This window comes from Myxococcus sp. CA056, from assembly GCF_013336715.1.
In the GTDB taxonomy this organism is placed as follows: domain Bacteria; phylum Myxococcota; class Myxococcia; order Myxococcales; family Myxococcaceae; genus Myxococcus; species Myxococcus llanfairpwllgwyngyllgogerychwyrndrobwllllantysiliogogogochensis.
In genome coordinates, this window is record NZ_JABUMT010000008.1 from 160,455 (window position 1) to 178,397 (window position 17,943).

At 67.1% G+C, this 17,943-nt stretch carries 16 protein-coding genes; 5 read left to right on the forward strand and 11 right to left on the reverse strand.

Annotation, left to right across the window (positions count from 1 at the left end; all coding sequences use genetic code 11):
• Positions 1-114: 114 nt before the first annotated feature.
• Both HUA76_RS28525 and HUA76_RS28530 read left to right on the forward strand, forming a co-directional pair.
• The gene (locus tag HUA76_RS28525) at positions 115-1,773 is read left to right on the forward strand and encodes a hypothetical protein (RefSeq protein WP_174458963.1); all 1,659 of its coding nucleotides are present in this window, start codon (positions 115-117) and stop codon (positions 1,771-1,773) included.
• Between the two features lie 13 nt (positions 1,774-1,786).
• Entirely contained in the window at positions 1,787-2,311 is a 525-nt protein-coding gene (locus HUA76_RS28530) for a hypothetical protein (RefSeq protein ID WP_174462625.1), read from the forward strand.
• A gap of 194 nt (positions 2,312-2,505) precedes the next feature.
• Here the strand turns inward: HUA76_RS28530 and HUA76_RS28535 are convergent, their stop codons facing one another.
• The 11 genes from HUA76_RS28535 to HUA76_RS28580 all read right to left on the reverse strand — a co-directional run bounded on the left by HUA76_RS28535 (position 2,506) and on the right by HUA76_RS28580 (position 14,267).
• Entirely contained in the window at positions 2,506-3,762 is a 1,257-nt protein-coding gene (locus tag HUA76_RS28535; RefSeq protein ID WP_174462626.1) for a serine/threonine-protein kinase, read from the reverse strand.
• A 209-nt stretch (positions 3,763-3,971) separates the two neighbouring features.
• Positions 3,972-4,499, reverse strand: coding sequence for a hypothetical protein (locus HUA76_RS28540; protein WP_141649008.1), 528 nt, complete (start codon positions 4,497-4,499; stop codon positions 3,972-3,974).
• A gap of 408 nt (positions 4,500-4,907) precedes the next feature.
• Positions 4,908-6,161 (reverse strand): endonuclease, encoded by a 1,254-nt coding sequence (locus HUA76_RS28545; protein WP_141649009.1) that lies wholly within the window; start codon positions 6,159-6,161, stop codon positions 4,908-4,910.
• 129 nt (positions 6,162-6,290) lie between these two features.
• Positions 6,291-6,824: a DUF4833 domain-containing protein gene (locus HUA76_RS28550; RefSeq protein WP_174462627.1), complete on the reverse strand. Its 534-nt coding sequence runs from the start codon at positions 6,822-6,824 to the stop codon at positions 6,291-6,293.
• 265 nt (positions 6,825-7,089) lie between these two features.
• A complete protein-coding gene (locus HUA76_RS28555; RefSeq protein ID WP_174462628.1) occupies positions 7,090-8,742 on the reverse strand; it encodes a hypothetical protein in 1,653 nt (550 codons plus the stop codon).
• Positions 8,743-8,976: 234 nt separating this feature from the next.
• Positions 8,977-9,492: a hypothetical protein gene (locus HUA76_RS44945; protein ID WP_217440333.1), complete on the reverse strand. Its 516-nt coding sequence runs from the start codon at positions 9,490-9,492 to the stop codon at positions 8,977-8,979.
• A gap of 577 nt (positions 9,493-10,069) precedes the next feature.
• A complete protein-coding gene (locus HUA76_RS44950) occupies positions 10,070-10,453 on the reverse strand; it encodes a hypothetical protein (protein WP_217440335.1) in 384 nt (127 codons plus the stop codon).
• Positions 10,454-10,534: 81 nt separating this feature from the next.
• On the reverse strand, positions 10,535-11,044 hold the full coding sequence (locus tag HUA76_RS28565) for a hypothetical protein (RefSeq protein WP_174459501.1): 510 nt from the start codon (positions 11,042-11,044) through the stop codon (positions 10,535-10,537).
• Positions 11,045-11,514: 470 nt separating this feature from the next.
• Positions 11,515-13,014, reverse strand: coding sequence for a hypothetical protein (locus tag HUA76_RS28570; RefSeq protein ID WP_174462629.1), 1,500 nt, complete (start codon positions 13,012-13,014; stop codon positions 11,515-11,517).
• An 80-nt stretch (positions 13,015-13,094) separates the two neighbouring features.
• Positions 13,095-13,754 carry a hypothetical protein gene (locus HUA76_RS28575; protein WP_174462630.1) on the reverse strand — a complete coding sequence of 220 codons (660 nt, stop codon included), beginning with the start codon at positions 13,752-13,754 and terminating at the stop codon, positions 13,095-13,097.
• A 63-nt stretch (positions 13,755-13,817) separates the two neighbouring features.
• On the reverse strand, positions 13,818-14,267 hold the full coding sequence (locus HUA76_RS28580) for a hypothetical protein (RefSeq protein WP_174459433.1): 450 nt from the start codon (positions 14,265-14,267) through the stop codon (positions 13,818-13,820).
• Between the two features lie 215 nt (positions 14,268-14,482).
• Between HUA76_RS28580 and HUA76_RS28585 the strand changes: the two genes are divergently transcribed.
• From HUA76_RS28585 to HUA76_RS28595, 3 genes are all read left to right on the forward strand, one after another.
• A complete protein-coding gene (locus HUA76_RS28585) occupies positions 14,483-15,235 on the forward strand; it encodes a hypothetical protein (protein ID WP_174462631.1) in 753 nt (250 codons plus the stop codon).
• 158 nt (positions 15,236-15,393) lie between these two features.
• Positions 15,394-16,218 (forward strand): SDR family NAD(P)-dependent oxidoreductase, encoded by an 825-nt coding sequence (locus HUA76_RS28590; protein ID WP_174462632.1) that lies wholly within the window; start codon positions 15,394-15,396, stop codon positions 16,216-16,218.
• Between the two features lie 438 nt (positions 16,219-16,656).
• The gene (locus HUA76_RS28595) at positions 16,657-17,913 is read left to right on the forward strand and encodes a glycosyltransferase family 4 protein (RefSeq protein ID WP_174462633.1); all 1,257 of its coding nucleotides are present in this window, start codon (positions 16,657-16,659) and stop codon (positions 17,911-17,913) included.
• Positions 17,914-17,943: the final 30 nt, after the last annotated feature.

Genomic DNA, 17,943 nt, shown 5'->3' on the forward strand with positions numbered 1-17,943 from the left:
GGGCATTCGCAGGCGTCACCGGGAATAGTTTGTGAACCAAGCCAAAGCGGGCACCTTCCGTGCAGGGCGTCCGGCGTCCCTGGCCGTAACCCCCAAGGGCGCGGAGGCATAAAGATGAATCGCAGATGGTTTGGAGTCCTGCTCGGTGGCGCGTTATGGGCCCCGGGTGTCTGGGCTCACGATTTCCGAGCGGAGAAGCTCGTGAATGGCGTGAAGCAGGCCACGATCATTACCTATCCGAACACGCTGAACTTCACGTTCAGCGCGACGAACATCCATCCGACGCTGGAGTCGATTCTCCTCCTGGCGGCAGACCCGCTCCTGACCGCGTGCACGCTCGACCCCACGCCGCCGCGGACGGTCCCCGTGGGTGGCAACGTCACGTATCAGTGCTCATTCCCCGTGCCCAGCTACGAGGCCTGCATCGCGCTGGGCGCGCTGGACGCCAATCCTTCCACACCCAGCGAGGAGGCCTCCTTCACGAACGTCTTCAGCATCGGCTGGGACAGCGGCTCCGCCCAGGACGGCGTCAACGTGCTCTGCGCCCAGGAACGCATCCTGTCGTGTGACGACACGGTCTACATCTCGACGGCGTCTTCCTCGAGCGCCGGGCTGCCCGTGGGGCCGTCGCGTCTGTACATCTTCGACCCTGGCACGGCCACGCTCGCGCTCCAGGGGGAGACCTCGCTGCCGTACAATGCCCTCGCCTTCAACCATGTCGACGGCTTCCTGTATGCCATCAGCTCCGACGGCGTGGTCCAGCCCAGCTTCATCCGGGTGGACGCCAATGGCTCGTCCGATGTCATCGCTCCGCTCGCCACGGGGGCCGCGAACACGGCGCTCTGGGGCGCGGGCGCCGTCCTCCAGGATGGCTCCTATCTCGGGTTCGAAATCACGAGCAACCACCTGGTCCGCATCAACACCGCCACGGGCGCGACGCTGTCGGATGTCGTCGTGGGCACTCCCGCGACGTTCCGGGTCGCCGACTTCGCGGTGAACCCCATCAACGGCCTGCTGTATGGCTTCAACAGCGCCACCCAGCGCGTCACCGTCATCGATCCGGTGCTGGGCACCCACCTGGACTTCCTCCTCCCGACACTCATCAACGGTGTGCCGTCGGTGGGCAACTCCATGGTCTCCGCCTTCTTCACGGTCTCCGGATCGCTGTTCTTCTACGGGTCCACCAACGCGAACGTGAACCTCGCCAACACGTTCTATTCAGTGAACCTGGTCACGGGAGCGCTGACCACTGTCACCACCGGCCCCGCCACGCAGTTCGCGGACGGCGCGACATGTGCTTTCAACCTGCCTCCTCCCGTGGGCAGTGAGGAACAGCCTCCGATGCTGACGCGGGACCACGGCTTCTATGGCTCCAGCGAGGACGCCCTGAGCGAGTGTCTGGCGCCGGGCCCCATCTCGCTGGGCAACCTGGGCAAGGTCACGACGACGGAGACCGCGCTGGGCATCCTCTGGGCCAACCCGGCCATCTCGCAGGGCGGTGCCATCCGCTCGGACTTCGAGTCCCTCAAGGTGAAGGTCGCTCGTGAGTTGCTGACGGCCACGTGCAACGAGCGGTTCTTCGGCACCCAGGCTCCGGCGCTGACGGGCCTGGAGGCGTGGGTTGCTCCCAACCCGATGTTGCTGGAGCAGGCGCTGGAGCAACTGGAGAAGCACAACCGCTCCGGTCAGCGCAGGGCGGTGCCGCTGAGCAAGAAGATCTGGAAGATGGATCCGCTGCTGGGGCAGGAGCGGGCCGTGGAACCGCAGTACTGAAAGGGGGGATGACATGATGACGAATTCAAGGTGGATGGCCCTGTCCGGGATGTTCGTGGCGCTGACGCTGAGCGCGTGTGATGGAGGCGGTGGACCGGACCCGATCGTGGTGCCCGAGGGCGACCGCTTCGAGCTGCGGCTGCTCGGTCAGGATGCGGAGCTGTATGAGAAGGCGCTGCTGGGCGTGGGGCGCATCGAGGTGATTGCGCAGGGCAAGTCGATTCCGTTCCAGCTCGCCGCGTCCGCGCGCTCCATGGACCTGGCTCAGACGGACCACGCCTATCTGCTGGGGTACTTCTACCTGCCGGCGGAAGCGCAGTCGGCGGACGTGCGCGTGCACTTCGATGACATGGGGGCCTTCCGGGAGTCCGGCGCGCCGGGTCTCATCAACGCTCGCTCGGGCTCCATCCTGTTCACGACCAAGCGCGCGGAGCTGGAGAAGCGCAAGCACGTCGTCATCCAGTTGCACCTGAAGGACAGCCTCTTCCAGGGCCGAGGCGCCAAGGTCCTGCTCCCCTCGACGTTCATCGTCCACTGAGGGCGGGAGGGGCGGGGGCCCTTGGGGCTCCCGCTCCATTGGAGAGAGTCATTCTTCGATGTCGGACCTTGAGCATGCTCCCCGTGCTCGAGGTTTGGGCGCCCCTGCGTCAGCGTGGAGGGGCGCGTCTTCTTTTGTCGCGGCCCGCGAGGATGTGAAGGCACAGACGATGCTCGCGGTGTGAGGCCCCCGCCTTACAGGCCGAGCGCCACGCCTACCACGAGCCCGAGCAGGGTGGCTCCGACGACCATGAGGCTCTCCTTCATGGCCGAGCGGCGCCGGGGCAGGGGCGGCAGCGGCGCCATAGGTACAATCGGAGCACGCTCATCCACAGGCGCGAGATTTGGCGCAGGCTCGGCGTTGAGCTGCGGCGCAGGCGCAGCGTTGGGCTGAGGCGCGGCGCTGGGCTGAGGGGCTGCGTTGGACTGAGGCGCGGGCGCGCAGTCGAGCAGAGGCTCAGGCGCGGTGTCGAGCTGAGGCGCGGGCGCGGCGTCGAGCGGAAGCTCATGCGCAATGTCGAACTGAAGCTCAGGCCCGGCGTCGATCGGAAGCTCAGGTCCGGCGTCAATCTGAAGCGCAGTCTCAATCCCGGGTGGGGTGGCCCACGGCCTGAGCGCTTGTGCCATCTCCTCGGCATCAGCGAAGCGCTCCGCGGGCTTCTTGTGCAGCGCGCGTGCAAGCACTCGCGAGAAGTCCTCGGGCACGTCCGCGCGAATCGCTGAGGCGAGCGGCGGCACCCGCTCCACGATGGCGGAGAAGAGCGCCACCGTGTCGGCGACGTCGATGGGCTGCTTCCCCGTCACCATCTGGTACAGACACGCACCCAGCGAGTAGAGATCCGCGCGCGCGTCAACGGGCTGGCAACGCACCTGCTCGGGCGCCATGAACGACGGCGTCCCCACCCAGGCTCCCGCCTCCGCGCCCACCGCCGAGGCGTCGTCCTCGTGGAGCAGCCTCGCCACACCGAAGTCCAACACCTTCACCTTGTCACCCGTCTCGCTCGAGACGATGAAGAGGTTGTCCGGCTTGATGTCGCGGTGGATGACCCCAGCGCGATGCGCGGTCTCCAGCGCGGACAACGTCTGCAGCGCGATGGCCACCGCGCGCGCGACGGGCAGGGGACCCTGCTGCTTCAGCAGGAGTCGGAGCGTCTGACCCTGGAGCAGCTCCATCACCATGAACGGAGGCTCGTCCGGGTTGCACTGGAAGTCCTTCACCTCGACCAGGTGCGGGTGCTGGAGCCCCGCGATGGCGTGCGCCTCACGGCGGAAGCGCGCGAGCACGGCCTCGTTGTCGAGGAGGTGCTGCTGGAGCACCTTGATGGCCACCGCGTCGGTCTCGTCCAGCTCCGCCGCCTCGTAGACGATGCCCATTGCCCCCACGCCAATCCTCTGGCGCAGCTGATACTTCTGACCCAGCAATGTCCCGACCGAAGCTGACGAGCGGCTCATGAATCAACCGGTATACCCAAGCCGCCCACATGGCGAGGGGTATCCGCCTGATGACGTATGTTTCAGTCGTTGATACCGGGAAATCTCAGACGAGCCCGATGTACCGAGCCTGTTTCATGCGCGGAGGTTTCCATGAATATCTCGCGTCGTGAGCGAATGGTTCTTGGCGCGCGAGAGCCTGCTCCGTATCGAGTACCGGGACACTGGATTCAGAAGGTGACGCCCAGGCGAACCAGGTCCAGGTCCAGGTCGGTGATGGCGCGGTCCGTGCGGTCCTCCGTCATGGGATTTCCATACTGGAAGCTCACGTCGATGGCCTTGCGTCGCTGGTTCACGCTGTAGCCCATGCCGAGTCCGAGCATGGGCTCGAAGAAGAACCCAGAGCGTCGCGTCACGACGCGGTAGCCCACGTCCATCCCCAGGGTGACCTGGAAGCCATGTTCCTGCTCATACGTCAGCGCGGAGGCCCTTCCGAAGGGACGGAAATGCTGGCTGTCAAAGGTCCACATGCCGCTCAACCTGGGCTGGAAGAAGAAGCCCTGCCCACGAGCCCTGGGCGCGGGCTTCCACGCCAGGCCCAGGGTGACCTTGAGCTGCCGTATCGTGTCGCAGCGCATGGACTCGCGGTTGCAACTGTTGCGCGTCAGCATGGGCGTGACTTCGAGCACCCCCGTGGTTGTCTCCGAGAAGCTCCGGCCCACGCCAATCGGCACGGCGACGTGGAGCCGCTCCGTCATCGGCCCTCCCAAGAACAAGAAGGCGTGCGTCACGGGCGACAGCCAGATGGAGGTCTTCGGAATGGCCGCCGTGGACTCGGCCTGGGGCCTGGGGGACTCCGCCTGGGCACGAACCGCCGGGGCGAGGAGGAGCAGCGCGACGAAGGCGAGGCGAGTCAGACAGTCGCTCCTGTGGCTGGGTGGCGATTGTCTCCAAGCAACACCCATGCCTCGCGACGCCCCTCGCTTTTCCCCGGAGTCGCGGGAGTGGGCGAGCAGCCATCGCGACAGGATTGTCAGCACTCCCCACACCACGAGTTCCGGGCAGCGATGTCGCGGTGGCGGATGGACGGGCTCCAAATGAAAGGGGTTGGACGGCTCGAGCCATCCAACCCCTGTGCTTCATCTCCGGTGCGGCTCAGCGGGCGTCTAGAAATCCTTGACGCGATCCGCGAGGTCCGCGTTGTCGACGAACGCGTTGGTGTTGCCCTGGATGTTGGCCACGCGGCGGTTGCGCTCGATCTCCGCGGTGTCCACTCCGTCCAGCTTGTTCCACGCCTTGAGGGCGGCTTCCTCGTCGGCGGGAATGGGCTTGTTGTACGTGGACGAGAAGTAGAACATCGCGCGCGCCACGTTGCCCTTGTGGGAGTCGGGCGGCTCGAACACGGTGTTGCCCTTGGCGTCGGTGCCCAGCTTGGCGCCGTTGTGGCTCCACTTCACGTTCACCACTTCGCCGAACGGGAAGCTGCTGCGCCGCGAGTTGGCCTTGCTGTCGGTGGGGAACAGGTGGTGCAGGTCGCTCTTGGCGGCGCCCGTGGCACCCTTGGACTGCGGCCAGGTGTGCTCCACGTTCATCACGGAGCTGTTCGGAATCTTCCCGCCCTTGACCTCCACGCCCGTGTAGACGCACTCCACGTTGCCGGCGGCGTTCACGTCCAGGCTGGAGAAGATGATGTTGCGCGCCTCGTTGTAGCTGACCACCTTCTTGCCGGAGGCCGAGTCCCTCACGGCCTTCAGCAGCGCGTCGTCGCGCAGGCCGTCGAACGGGTCATCCGAGGGCTCCGGGTCCGGCTCGGGCGCCTTCGTCTCGGGGACGATGTTCATCCCCCACTGCTTCAGCGTGCCGATGTCGCCCTTCGCGGTGTCCTTCACCTCGAGCTTCCAGGTGCCCTTCGTGGGCTCTCCCGCGAAGTCCTTCAGGTCGAACGAACCCTTGAGGTCATCCGCGGAGCCGCCCTGGCGGTTGGACACCACCGCGCTCTTGCCCGACGGGGACGTCAGCGTCACCGTCAGGTCACCCCGGTAGGTGTGCGCGATGTCCAGGTCCAGCTTGAGCGACTCCACCTTGGCGTCGTCCGCGACGTCCAGCGTGCTGGTGACGGTGGCGTTGTCCTGGATGGCCGCGTTGGGGCTCGTGCTGGGGGTCAGCGGCGTCGCCGCCGTTCCCGTCGCGGCCTTCGCGCTCGGGGCCGCCGCGTTCGCGACGGTGGGGGCGCCAGGCACGAAGACGGAGCCGAGCTTCGTCAGCAGGGAGGGGGTGAGGCCCGCGAGTCCCTGCCGCGAGGGCTCGAACTCGTTGCGCGCCGGGGCAGGTGCCCGGGGTGAAGACGTTTCACGCGCGGTTTCAGTTTCGGTCGGGCGAGCGGAGAGGGGCGAGCGGCGGGGGCCGACGACACTGGTCATGCGGGCATTATCGGCCCCGTTCCCCCTGAGGTTGTCACTTCCGCGCGGATTTTTTGACGCAGCCGGAACCGCTGGAAATTCCAGGGGTATCACACCGGTGTTTCATGGCTCCGGCGCGGGCGGGACGTCCTACCGGCGGATCAGCTCGGAGAGGGCCTGACCTTCGGCGCCCACGCCATCCAGCCGCACGAAGTCGACCGAGAAGGGCCAGGACGTCTTCACGAAGATGTGGACCAGTTGGGCCGTGTTGGCGCCGAACTTCGTCCAGGCCTGCACCGAGCACTGACCGCGCACCAGGGTGGTGGTGATGTCGATGGGGCGATCCGGAAATGACCGCAGGCGGATGCGCACCCGCCCACCCTCGGCGGTGGACTCCACCTGCTGCGCGTCCTCGAGTCCATAGGCGGGAAGCTCGATGCTCAGCAGCGCTTCGACCTCCGCTTCGCCCCGCTCCAGCATCCGCCAGTACACGTGCACGGGACGCGCGCCGACAGGGCGGCAGCCCTCATCCAGGGCCACGGCGTAATGGACCTGGTTCCGGTTCTCGCTCCGGGAGAGGAAGAAGGCGGACGGAGCCTGGACGGTGGGCTCCGCGGCGACTCGCGGAGCGAACGCCAGCAGCACCGTGGTGACGGCACTCGTGAACCCGGTCTTCGGAAACATGCGGTCCCCCTGTTTCGGCGCGGTGCCGTGGGTCAGGTCTGGAGGCTCTGGACTGGTTCAACACCCCAGGGCCCTCGAGCTGTCACCCGGCCGAGGCGCTTCGGCGGGCGCTGCCTAGCACGGAAGACGAGGGAGGTCCGCAATTTGGTGTGGCGGAAGATGCAACTCCTGACACCACGGCCCGGGCCCGGTGAGGTTTGACCCCGTCCGGACCCGGGCCGCGTGGCCAGGAGCTGGCGAAACGTTTCAGCTCCACCGAAGCCGCTTACGGCGTGGTGATGAGGGAGCTGACGGCATCCGCGCTGCTGTAGGGCACCTGCTCGTGGGTCGTGAACGGGTGGCGCTCCATGTCGAAGCCAGGGGCGTCGATGGCCCCCACACGCAGGTAGTAGATGCTGTCCGGTAGGAGCACGTCGGGCGGCAGTCGGACCTGCGTGGCCGAGCCGGGCACATAGAGGCTCGTCGTCTGGAAGGCGAAGTTCAGGTCCGGGTCATACCGGTAGAAGGCCACCCGGTAGGCATTGGGCGTGCCGAGCGTGGGCGGTGCCCAGGCGATGACGGGGCTTGCGGAGCCCACCTCGCGCGGCACGCTCGCGGGCACGCCGTCGATGGTCAGTGAGCGGGGAGGGGACACCCGGGGCTGCAGCGGCCCCGCGATGAGATTGTCGAGCGTGTCGACCGTGGAGATGGTGCCCGAGATGGCGATTGAGTTGCCCGAGCCGTCCGGCAGCGGGGCGGAGTGCCGGAAGCTGTAGCCCGAGGCGCCTACGACACCCCAGTTCTGGGGAAACGGATTGCCGAACTTCAGGCGGGTCGTGTAGTCGAACGAGGAGGCTCGGGGCAGGCGGAGGGTGAGCAGCTCACCCGAGTAGCCGATCCAACCCTTGGACAGCCCATGCGCGGCGGGCAGGACCTGGAGCGTGGGCGTCCAGGGCGCCGCCAGCGGGTGTACCTCCGAGGCGAAGCGCGTGAACGCGGGCAGGCGCCACTCCACGGGGAACTCGCGCATCCTCACGGGCTGGAGCATGCCGGAGACCGGCAGCGGGCTGACCCCGTCCGGCGCGAAGTCGAACGCGCCCACTTCCAGGGAGCGCTCCACGGCGGCGTAGCCCACGGGTGTCCCATCCGACAGCGCTTGCGCGCTGAACTGGCTCAGTTGATTGACATACATCCGGTCTCCGCGCGCGGCCTCGAAGATGGGGATGTTGTAGCCACTGCCGAGCGACAGGCTGGCCTGGTTGGTGAGGATGGACGTCTGCCCCCTGGGGACCCTCTCGAAGAGGTCCATCCAGCCGAACAGGTCCACCTGCCCGGAGGTGAGCTGGAGGCTGGAGCCGGGCTGCAGGTTTCCGGACCCGGATGGCGTCCATGGCGCCAGGTTCAAGAGGTTGATTTGCAGGGGCGCCCAGTTGAACTCCGAGTAGACGGCATCGTCCCGGCCCAGCCGGTTCCTGCCGACGTCCACGTGGCGCGCCGACGTGATGACGTGGGAGGTCCCCGTGTGCAGGTAGTACGGCCCCTGGGGCACGCCCCGGAATTCCCAGCCACCGGGCACCGCGGAGCCCAGAATCAGGGAGAAGGTCGCGCCCTGGGGCACGAGGATCTCAGGGGGATTGGCAGACAAGTCCTCGACCTGCTCGGAGATGCCCACCGAGGTGAAGAAGCGCGTGGTGCTCGTCACCAGCACGGTGTCGGCAGACGGTCCGCCATCCGTGGGCGGCGGAGTGCCTGCGTCGGGTTCGCAGCCCGCGCCCGTGGGCTCGCCCATCCAGGTCCCGTCCCCCGTGGGGCCCGACCGTGGGTCGATGGTGGAGAGCCCGTCCGCCAGTTCCATCGAGTCCGCGGGCGCATCCCCACAGCCCACCAGCCATGCGGCGCAGGCTGAAACCAGTACGACAGAAAATCGCGGCAATTGCATGAAGACCTCCAGGGAGCGTTAGGAATTCACACCCTAACCGCGGCTCCTGACGGTGTTCATGTCATGGACTGACAGCCCTTTACTGCGCAAGCATTCACGAGGTGTCTGCGCAATTCGAGCCGGGCAGGTGTCATGCCTTTTTGGCCCTGCGTCCGAAATGACAGACTTCGAGGGGAGGCCACTCGAACCGCGCGAATGGCCTCCCCGGAACACCGGCCCTGATGGGGCCGGTGCCTACTGGATTTGTTTGATCAGGAGTGTCGCGGAGACGGCCCGCGTGCCGCCGGCGAGAGGCGTAATCGTCAGGGCCGGCGAATTCCCAGCGGGATTGCGGACGGTCAAGAGCGAGTTCACGGAGCTCGTCGTGATCAACACGTGGTTCATGATCTGGGACGTTCCCGTCGCCCTGCCAGCCACGGTGCTGATCTGCTCCACCACCCCTGAGCCGCTGTCGAGCCCGAGGATGAGCTGGCCGGCCTCGCTGACGCTGACCTGCCAGGAAATTTCATAGACGCCAATCGCTGGCAGGACGAACTCGCTGGCGCTGGCCCGGCTGATTCCGCTCGTCGCACCATCGCGAGGGAAGTCCACCGCGGACGCGGCCGCGACCGTGGCGGCGTTGTCGGGCGGCATCAGCGCATAGAAGTAGCCGAAGGCCAGGGTGTCACCCGCGGGGCCCGGAGCTCCGTTGCAGACGTAGTTGACGCCAGAGGCGGAGGTGTACTGGACACCGCCCGTGGGGCAGTTCACCCCAGGGGGCTCGGACGCCCCGACCACGGACTCCCCGGCAGGACCCGTTGCACCGGCAGGACCCGTTGCGCCGGCGGGCCCGGCAGGCCCCGCGGGGCCGGTGGCACCCGTCTCGCCAGCGGGCCCCGTCGCACCCGCGGGGCCGGTTGCGCCGGCAGGGCCCGTAGGGCCGGTGGCACCTGTATCCCCGGTAGGACCGGCGGGGCCAGCAGGACCGGCAGGACCGGTGGCGCCAGCAGGGCCGGCGGGACCAGTGGCACCCGTCTCACCGACAGGCCCCGCGGGTCCCACGGGGCCAGCAGGGCCCGCCGGGCCCGTGGCACCGGCAGGACCAATAGGACCGATAGGGCCGATGGGCCCCGCGGGTCCCTGCGCTCCGGTGGCGCCTGGCAACCCCGGCGGTCCGCTGGTTCCCTGGGGCCCTTGTGCCCCCTCGGGCCCCGCATCACCCACGGGCCCCTGGGCCCCCGCTGGCCCCTCTGGCCCCTCCGCCCCCGGGGGACCCCGCTCTCCGATGCACGTCTGAGGCGGGCAAAGCGGCAGGCAGACGACGCGTGCCCGACACTGGGTCTCGCCATCATCCCAGGTCGCCGAGAACACGTTGTCGATGAGCTCGTCGTTCGAGCCATCCGCCAGCGCGAGCTGCTTGCATTCCTCGAACGAGTTCACGGTGTTCGTGAACTTCTCGGTGTGACTCGCCAAATGCAAGCCTGTACGGAGGCGTTCGTTGAGGTGCCCAACCGAACTTGTCGGTGAGCAGTCGATCCTCCACCGCCTCGACGTCCGACGCGCTCGTGCGGTGCACGTTGCGCACCGTCATCGTCCACTCGAGCGTCGCCGGGTACGACTGAATTTCGTAGATGAGCTCGCCGTTCACCCGCTTGTCGCACGCCAGTTCGTGCGCAAGCGCGACGTTGCCCGTGAGTACTGCCGCTGTTGCCGCCAACCATCCCCAACGCATGATATCCTGCCCTCACTTCAAAATGCTTGGACTGTCTTCAGCTCTTGCTTGTTGCTTGTGTTCGTGCCGCCCGGAGTCTCGTCAGTAGCGGACGATGAACTCCGGGAACATGAAGACTTGTTCGCCACGTTCGACCAGGGAGCGGGCAATATCGAACTCGACCACCACCTTGTTGCGAGTCCGGATCTGCGCGGCGTCCGCGATCAGGGAGATCGGTGGGCCACTCAGGTCGAGCAGCTGCGACTTCCCGTTGCGCTCGATGATGCCTTCGGATTGGAACTTCAGCCTGATCGCGACCTTGCGTGCATCGACGGGAAGGTCAAACGTTGTCACGGCCCACGCGTTCTGGTCGTTGCCCAGGTCGATCTCACTGCCGCCAATCCGAGCCGGAAACGGATTGCCATCCACCGTCAGTTCCAGCGTGGAGACTTGCACGCGCACGGGCCCCGCTGCGTTGACTCCGAGCAGGCGCACCGCGACGGTCTGAGACGTGGGTGTCTCCGGCGGATCGATCAACGGCGCTTCGTCGTCCTTTGCCTTGCCGCAGGCGACGATGGTCAGAGCGAGTGCAAGGCCAATACACTTCTTCATGAAGTCCCTCCCCAAGCGGCCGTTCAAGCGGCCGTGTGGGCGAGGTGCCTGAGCACTGCTTGTGCCAAGGTGGCGACAGTCCTAGGGGGCTGTGAAGCGTCTGGTAATGGAATGGAGCTGCTTCCGCGGGATGGTTGATTCCAGTGTGCGCTCGGAATCAGGAGGGGGTTGGTGGCGCGAGGGTTTCTTCATGGAAATACTTTTCATGAAAGAAGAAGCGGAGCGCCACCGATAGAACCCCTTCATGTCTGGCCGAACGCCGCGATGCGGGTGGCCCGCCGCGCGAAGCGGAGGCCCACCTGCTGTCCCGTGCGCGAGAGTGGAACTCCCATCGCGCTCGTGAGAAGCGCCAGCGTGTGAGGGTCCTGTTTTGGGACGCCTCTGTCCGAGGCCTTACCCACGTCGACCGGGAGGGCCGCATCTTCTCCTGCTGCGCACGACTCCGGAGGCCGGGATGGAGACGGGGCGCGTCACTTTCGCGGACAGGACACGAACCACGGCTGATAGGAGCCGGTGTCGTCCACGGCGCGGAAGTAGATGCGATCACCCACGCGGGCGAAGCCATCGGGGATGGATGAAGCAGGACCCGGATGGATGTCCGCGAGGAGCCGGGTCGTCGCGACAGTGCCCTGGGTGAACCAGGGCTCCAGGCTGGTGTGGGTCGTCGACGCGACGAACAGCGCGGCACCGTCACCGGTCGGGAACAAGGGCGAGGCGTACTCATCGCTCAGGCTCAGGGACTCCGAGAGTGGGAGGGTGCCCGCGGCGGTTCCGTTCGAGACCCACAGCGTCGCGGCGCGGGGCGCGGGGCCGGGGCTGGCGATGGCCACGGAGAAGTAGAGCAGGTCCCCGGAGACGGCCATCTGCTGCGGGTAGGGGTAGGCGGCCTCCTGGCCCGCGAACGGATTGGGGAGCGTGGTGACGGAGGCCTTGCCACCGCCCTGGAGGGACAGACTCTCGATGCGCATCAGCATCGTCGTGCTGTCCACCGAGGACAGGTAGACGGTGTCGTGCAGCGCCCCGAGCAGGTTGACGCTCTTTCCGAACGCGTCCAGCCGGAGGGTGCCCGAGGCCGTGCCGTCCGTCTTCCACACCTCCGTGTTCGCGCCGTCTTTGAACAGGAACAGGCCCACGGCCCCCGCCTGTCCCGTGGTCGTGAGATTGACGACCTGGGCATCGAGCTTCTTGACGAATTGGGTTCCGCTCGCGGTCCCGTCGGTGCGCCACAGCGCGGTGCCCTGCTCGGGCGAGGCCAGGAAGAAGAGCAGGTTGTCGCCCACCTGCAGCGACACGTTGCCAAGAGTCGAGCTCGTCCCGAAGTTCGCGAACCGCACCGTGCCCGAGGCCGTCCCATCCGAGCGCCACAGCTCCACTTGAGGATTGCCGGGCGCGAAGGACCACAGCCTCAGGAAGGTGAGTTGACCGTGCTGCGCGGCGACGGCCGCGAGATACGTGCCCTCGGGGCCGGGTGTGAGGTCCTTGACGAGCCGGGTTCCGGTCTCGGTGCCATCGCTGACCCACAGCTCCCGGCCGGTGGAGGGTTCATCGAATTGGAAGAAGACCTGGTCGCCCACGGGGAACAGGTTTCTCAGCGCGGGGACGCCGACAGGGGCGGCGGGAAACGACTTCACCGGGACGGTGCCGGCCTCCGTGCCATTGCTGCGCCACAGGGTCGCGCTGCCGTCGAACAGGTTGGTGGCGAAGTAGAGCTTGCCTCGCACGTCGACGAACGACTCCGGGAAGGGCCCGTTGATGGAGGCCCCGGACCCGGGGGGGATGACGACCTTCAGGCGAGATGCGGCGCCGGGGCACGCGTGGCGGGAGTCCTCTCGAGCGATCTCGCTCGTGCGGGCCACCGAGGCATTCTCCGGGAGCGGCGTCAGGCCCGCTCCCTGGAGTTCGAGTCGGGTGGGCGCACCACATCCCGCGAGGCCCAACGTCAACAGGACAGACCAATGACTGGCGCTCATCTCATGCTCCTCTCCGGCCCAGAACCGACAGAGGGTGCGATGCGTGACGCCTTTCGCCAATCAGGCCTTGAGATGAGGCCTTATTCGAGAGTGGACAGAGAGCCCGTGGGGGCCTCCACCGGCATGGGATGACCCGGACGGACGAGGTACCCGACGACCGTCACGGACCCACGAGTGCTGTCTCTGTCGATGCGGGCCATGCTCGGTCCCTTCCACAGGCGCGCCATGGCACCTGGCCGGCCCATGGCCTCCTGGAAGTCTGTCTCCACCGGGAAGTCGACCTCCAGACGGCAGAGCGTCGCGCGACAATCCAAGTCACGCACGGACGCGGTCGCTGGCAGGTGCGACGACAGGTTTTCACGAATCTCCCGCTGCGCTTCAGAGGCCCAACCGCTGTCGGAGGACTCGTGCTCGAAAGTCCGCTCCACGTGGGCGCGCGCGGCATTGGCGTCGAAGGGAACGGCGGCGGGGGGCGGCGGGGGCAGGGGCTCGTCCAGTTCGTGGGCGGGTGCGACGGCGGCTGTCGGCGAGGCCTGCCGTACGGGCGCGAGTGTCAACCGGGCCAGGGGCTCGCTTCCACGTGCCGAGGAAACCCGCTGCAGCTTCTCCACTGAGACGGAGACGCGGTCCAGTTCATCCCGAAGGAGGGCCAGTGCTTCGCGTTGATTCTGGGCATGCAGCCCCTGGATGACCAGGCTCCCGACGAGGAGCGTGCCCACGATGATTCTCTCGACTCTCATTGACGCGCTCCGCTCGGAAATGACGGGAACGGCCACACCTGGGCCGTTCCCGTCAGGCAATCCCTACCAGAGAATGCCGTTGACGCCCGCGCCAGGGCCGACGTCGCAGCAGACGAAGAGCTGCCCGTTGCCCGGCACATAGGCGCCGGTCAGGGTGATGTACCGCGCGCCCGATCCGAAGGACGACACGTAGCGCATCCCGGACGTCCAGACGGCGGAGATCGCGTCATCCACACCCGTTGCGTAGCAGCCCACCGTCGCGGACGTGTTCGGCGCGTACGCCACGACATTCACGGTATACGAGCCAGCGGGGTCGACCACCGCCGGGATGCACCAGCTCCTCGTGGTGGAGCAGTTGTTGCGAGCGGAGCCGTAGTAGTTGCTGAAGCAACCAGCATCCGCCGGATTGTAGGGACTGCCAAGGAAGCCAGACGCGGCGCGCGCGAACGCCGCTCCCGGGACTGCCATCGACAACAGGACTGCACCCGCGACAAGGGGACGAATCGAGGACATGGGACCTCCAGGAAAGAGAGACACTTCGATAGGCCTACAGCTCGAGTGCGAATTGCCCGCTCGAATACTCACGACAAGCCAGAGGCGGGGGCGCCATGTGAGGGCATCGCATCTGCTTGTCATCGAACGAGGGCGACGGGATTCCTTCGCCATCCGTGTCCAGCACCTCGACACCCCGAGCTGGATCCACTCTGATGGCGGCAGAGGTGGAGCACATGAGGAAGCAGGGCTTTGTCATCGGTGCTGCGTCGGCGGCCGTCCTTCTCGCGGCCACGGGATGGGCGGGCGAGAAGCAGTCCACCCAGGAGGACGAAGTCGCCTGCGCGGGTGTGCGCCCCCTCACCGAGCAGCTCGTCAACGACGCGGCGCGGCTCGGGCTCAAGGGTGTCGCGACGCGCGAGGACCTGCTCGTCGGAAAGCTGAGCTACCTGCGCGAGCCGCGGGAAGCCGCCGAAGCGGCGAGTGGGATGGTGCTCTTCATCAAGGGCCCGAAGGGCTGGCGCGCGGTGGTTCCCCGCCATGAAGAGGAAGAGGTCGGCTTCTACGTGTCACCTTCGAGTCACAAGGTCATCCTCATCACCCAGCGACAGATGGGAGACCCGGGCCAGTCGTTCACCGTCGTCCGCTCGGACGACGACTTCGTCACCGCGACGTGTGCGACGCTGGGCTTTCCAAGGGAGCTGAACGCGCCCACCTGGAACGGCGAGTATCTCGAAGTCCACGACCTGGACATCAGCGCGCGAGGCCGCGGCGTGCTCGTGGGTTCGGCGGGACTGGAGCGGACCGGCGAAAAGCCTCGCACGCTGTGGTTCTCGTATGCCACGCGGGATGATGGCCGCTCATGGGGGCCGCCGCATCGGCTGGCGAAAGAGCAGGAGGCTCCCCCGGGCACGCTCGCTCCGGCCCGTCTCGTGGATGCCCCCGCCCTGGTGGCGGACCTGCGCGCCTTCGTGGCGGGGCCGCGCTGAGCGGCTGGGCAACCTTTGACACTTCCCACACGGGCGACACCACGCCGCTGGGCTCCGCCTCTTCGGACAGGAGTGGATGCTCATGGCCGAAGAGCCGCGGCGTCAGACCGCCACCGGGCTGCTAGGCTTGTACCTGAAACTTGGAAACAGGAGCCACCATGAAGCTGGTGTCGAGCAGTGCCATCGTGACAGGAGCAGGGCAGGGCATTGGGCTGGGAATCGCCTCGCGGCTCATGCGAGACGGAGCCAACGTGCTCCTCTTCGGGCGGACCCGGGAGAAGGTGGAGGCGGCCGCCGTGGAGCTCAACCGGGTGGCGGAGGGGCGCACGCGGGCCGTGCCCTTCGCGGGAGATGTGGTCCATGTGGAGGACGTGGCGCGGGCCATCGAGGTTGCGACGCGTGAGTTCGGCCTCCCGGGCATCCTGGTGAACAACGCAGGCTCGGCCACCCTCCGCCCAATCCTGGAGCTGCCGGTGGAGGAGTTCGACCAGGTTCTGGCCATCAACCTCAAGGGCCCTTTCCTGTTCACCCAGGCACTGGCGAAGGCGCTGGTCGCCGCGAAGCAGCCGGGCTCCATCGTCAACATCTCCTCGTTGAACCAGACGGCCGTGACGGACGGGCTCGCCCACTACTGCGCCTCCAAGGCGGGGCTCGCGAACTTCTCGAAGGTCGCGGCCTCGGAGCTGGGGCGGTACAACATCCGCGTGAATGTCGTGGCACCGGGAGCCATCCGCACCCCTCTGGCTGAGGGGGCTGGACTCCTGACCGGGGCGATGGGGCGGGAGTTTCTTGCCCACACTCCGCTCGGCAAGCCGTGTGGCGAGCCGGAGGACGTGGCGAAGGTGGTGTCGTTCCTCTGCAGCGACCTCGCGTCATGGATTACCGGGGACACCCTCGCGGTTGACGGTGGCAATCACATTCGCGGCCTGCACAGCTATGCGGACACGCTGGGCCTCACCCGTCTCGAGGAAGGCTCCTCCTGACAACGGTTGGAGTCCGTCGTCCTGAGAGCGGAAGCGATGCTCGCCCGAGCTGATCCGCGGCGTCCGTGGTTCAAGGACGCCGCGCGCGCCGGGCCGCCCTCGCGCACGCTCGAGGCTCGCTGCCAACGTCAGGTGCTCATCCCCTCCCTGTCAAAATTGTCAGACGCGCCAGGGCGTTCAGGCACCCCGGGTACCCAACGCCAATGGGCCCTCGCGGCGTGACGACAATGACGGCGCATATTTTCCTGGACATGGATTGACTCTCAGCCGTGTGCCATGGGTGGAGATTGGGGGTAGGCAAGACCCAGGGAGGCACCACATCGCGAGTGCGAATGAGGCCGTCTATTTTTGGTTTGCACTGCACACTTCTCCACCACTTCGGGCCCGTCGTGCTTTGGCTGTTCCATGGCGTGGACACTTCTGGATAGAACGCGGGCCATGACGGTCGCCCCTTTTCGTCTGGGCATGCTCATCCCAGAGTTCCCCACGCAAACCCACGCCTTCTTCTGGCGGGAGATCACCGCCCTGCGCGCCGCTGGCGTCGAGGTACACATCTTCTCCACGCGCCGCCCGGTGGAGGGATGTCCGCATGAATGGGCGGAGCGCGCGGCCTCCGAGACCACGTATCTCTACCCGCCCCGACTCTCGTCGGCGCTGCTTTCGCCTCGGGACTTCCCCGGGATGGCGAAGGCCCTCGCGTATGTCTCCAGGCTCTCGGTGAACGTGAAGCAGAAGGCGAGAGCGCTGGGGATGCTGGCGTGCGCGGTGGACTTCCTCCACTACTCGCGCGAGCGGAAGCTGGACCACATTCATGGCCATTCCGCCGCGGACGCCGCGCACGTGCTCGCGCTCTGCAGAATCCTCGGCGGTCCGCGCTATAGCTTCCACCTCCACGGCGACCTGCCTGTGTATGGAACGGACCACGCCGCGAAGGCCTGGGACGCCACGTTCGTGGCCGCCGCCGCGCGCCCCATGCAGCGCGAACTCATCGAGGACGTGGGGCTGCCGCCGGAGCGTACCTACACCCTGTGGATGGGGGTGGACACCGACCGCTTCGTTCCTCCGCCGCAGCGCGTGGAGTCCCCCCGCGGCCTTCACCTCGTCTCCGTTGGGCGGCTGCACCTCTGCAAGGGCCACGTCCATACCTTCGCCGCACTCCGCAAGGCGTTGGACCGAGGGCTTCGAGCACACCTCACCGTGGGGGGACGGGGGCCGCACGAGCAGGAGATCCGCCAGTCCGTTGCCCGCTTCGGGCTGGAGCCGCACGTGAAGCTGGTGGGGCCGCTCGGAGAAGCCGCGGTGATCGAGTTGCTGCACGGGGCGGATGCTTTCGTGCTCTCCAGTATTGGTCTCGGCGAGGCCTCTCCCGTCGCGGTCATGGAGGCCATGGCGTGTGGCGTCCCCCCGGTCTGCTCCATCATCGGCGGCACGCCAGACATGATTTCCGACGGCACGGATGGGCTGCTGGTGGCACAGGGGGATGAAGAGGGGCTGGCGAACGCGTTCCTCCGGCTCGGGCAGGATGTGGCGCTGCGCGAGCGGATGGCGCGGGCCGCACGCGAACGGGCTGTGCGCTCCTTTGACTACCGCGAGACGGGCCGTCGACTGCTGGATGCCATTCATGCCTCGCGCGCGCCTCAACGTCAGGCCGCGTGGCAGGGGGCTGCCCCCCGCGCCGATCAAGCGGCGGCCTGAACGCCGCGACCGCGCGGACTGAAAACATCC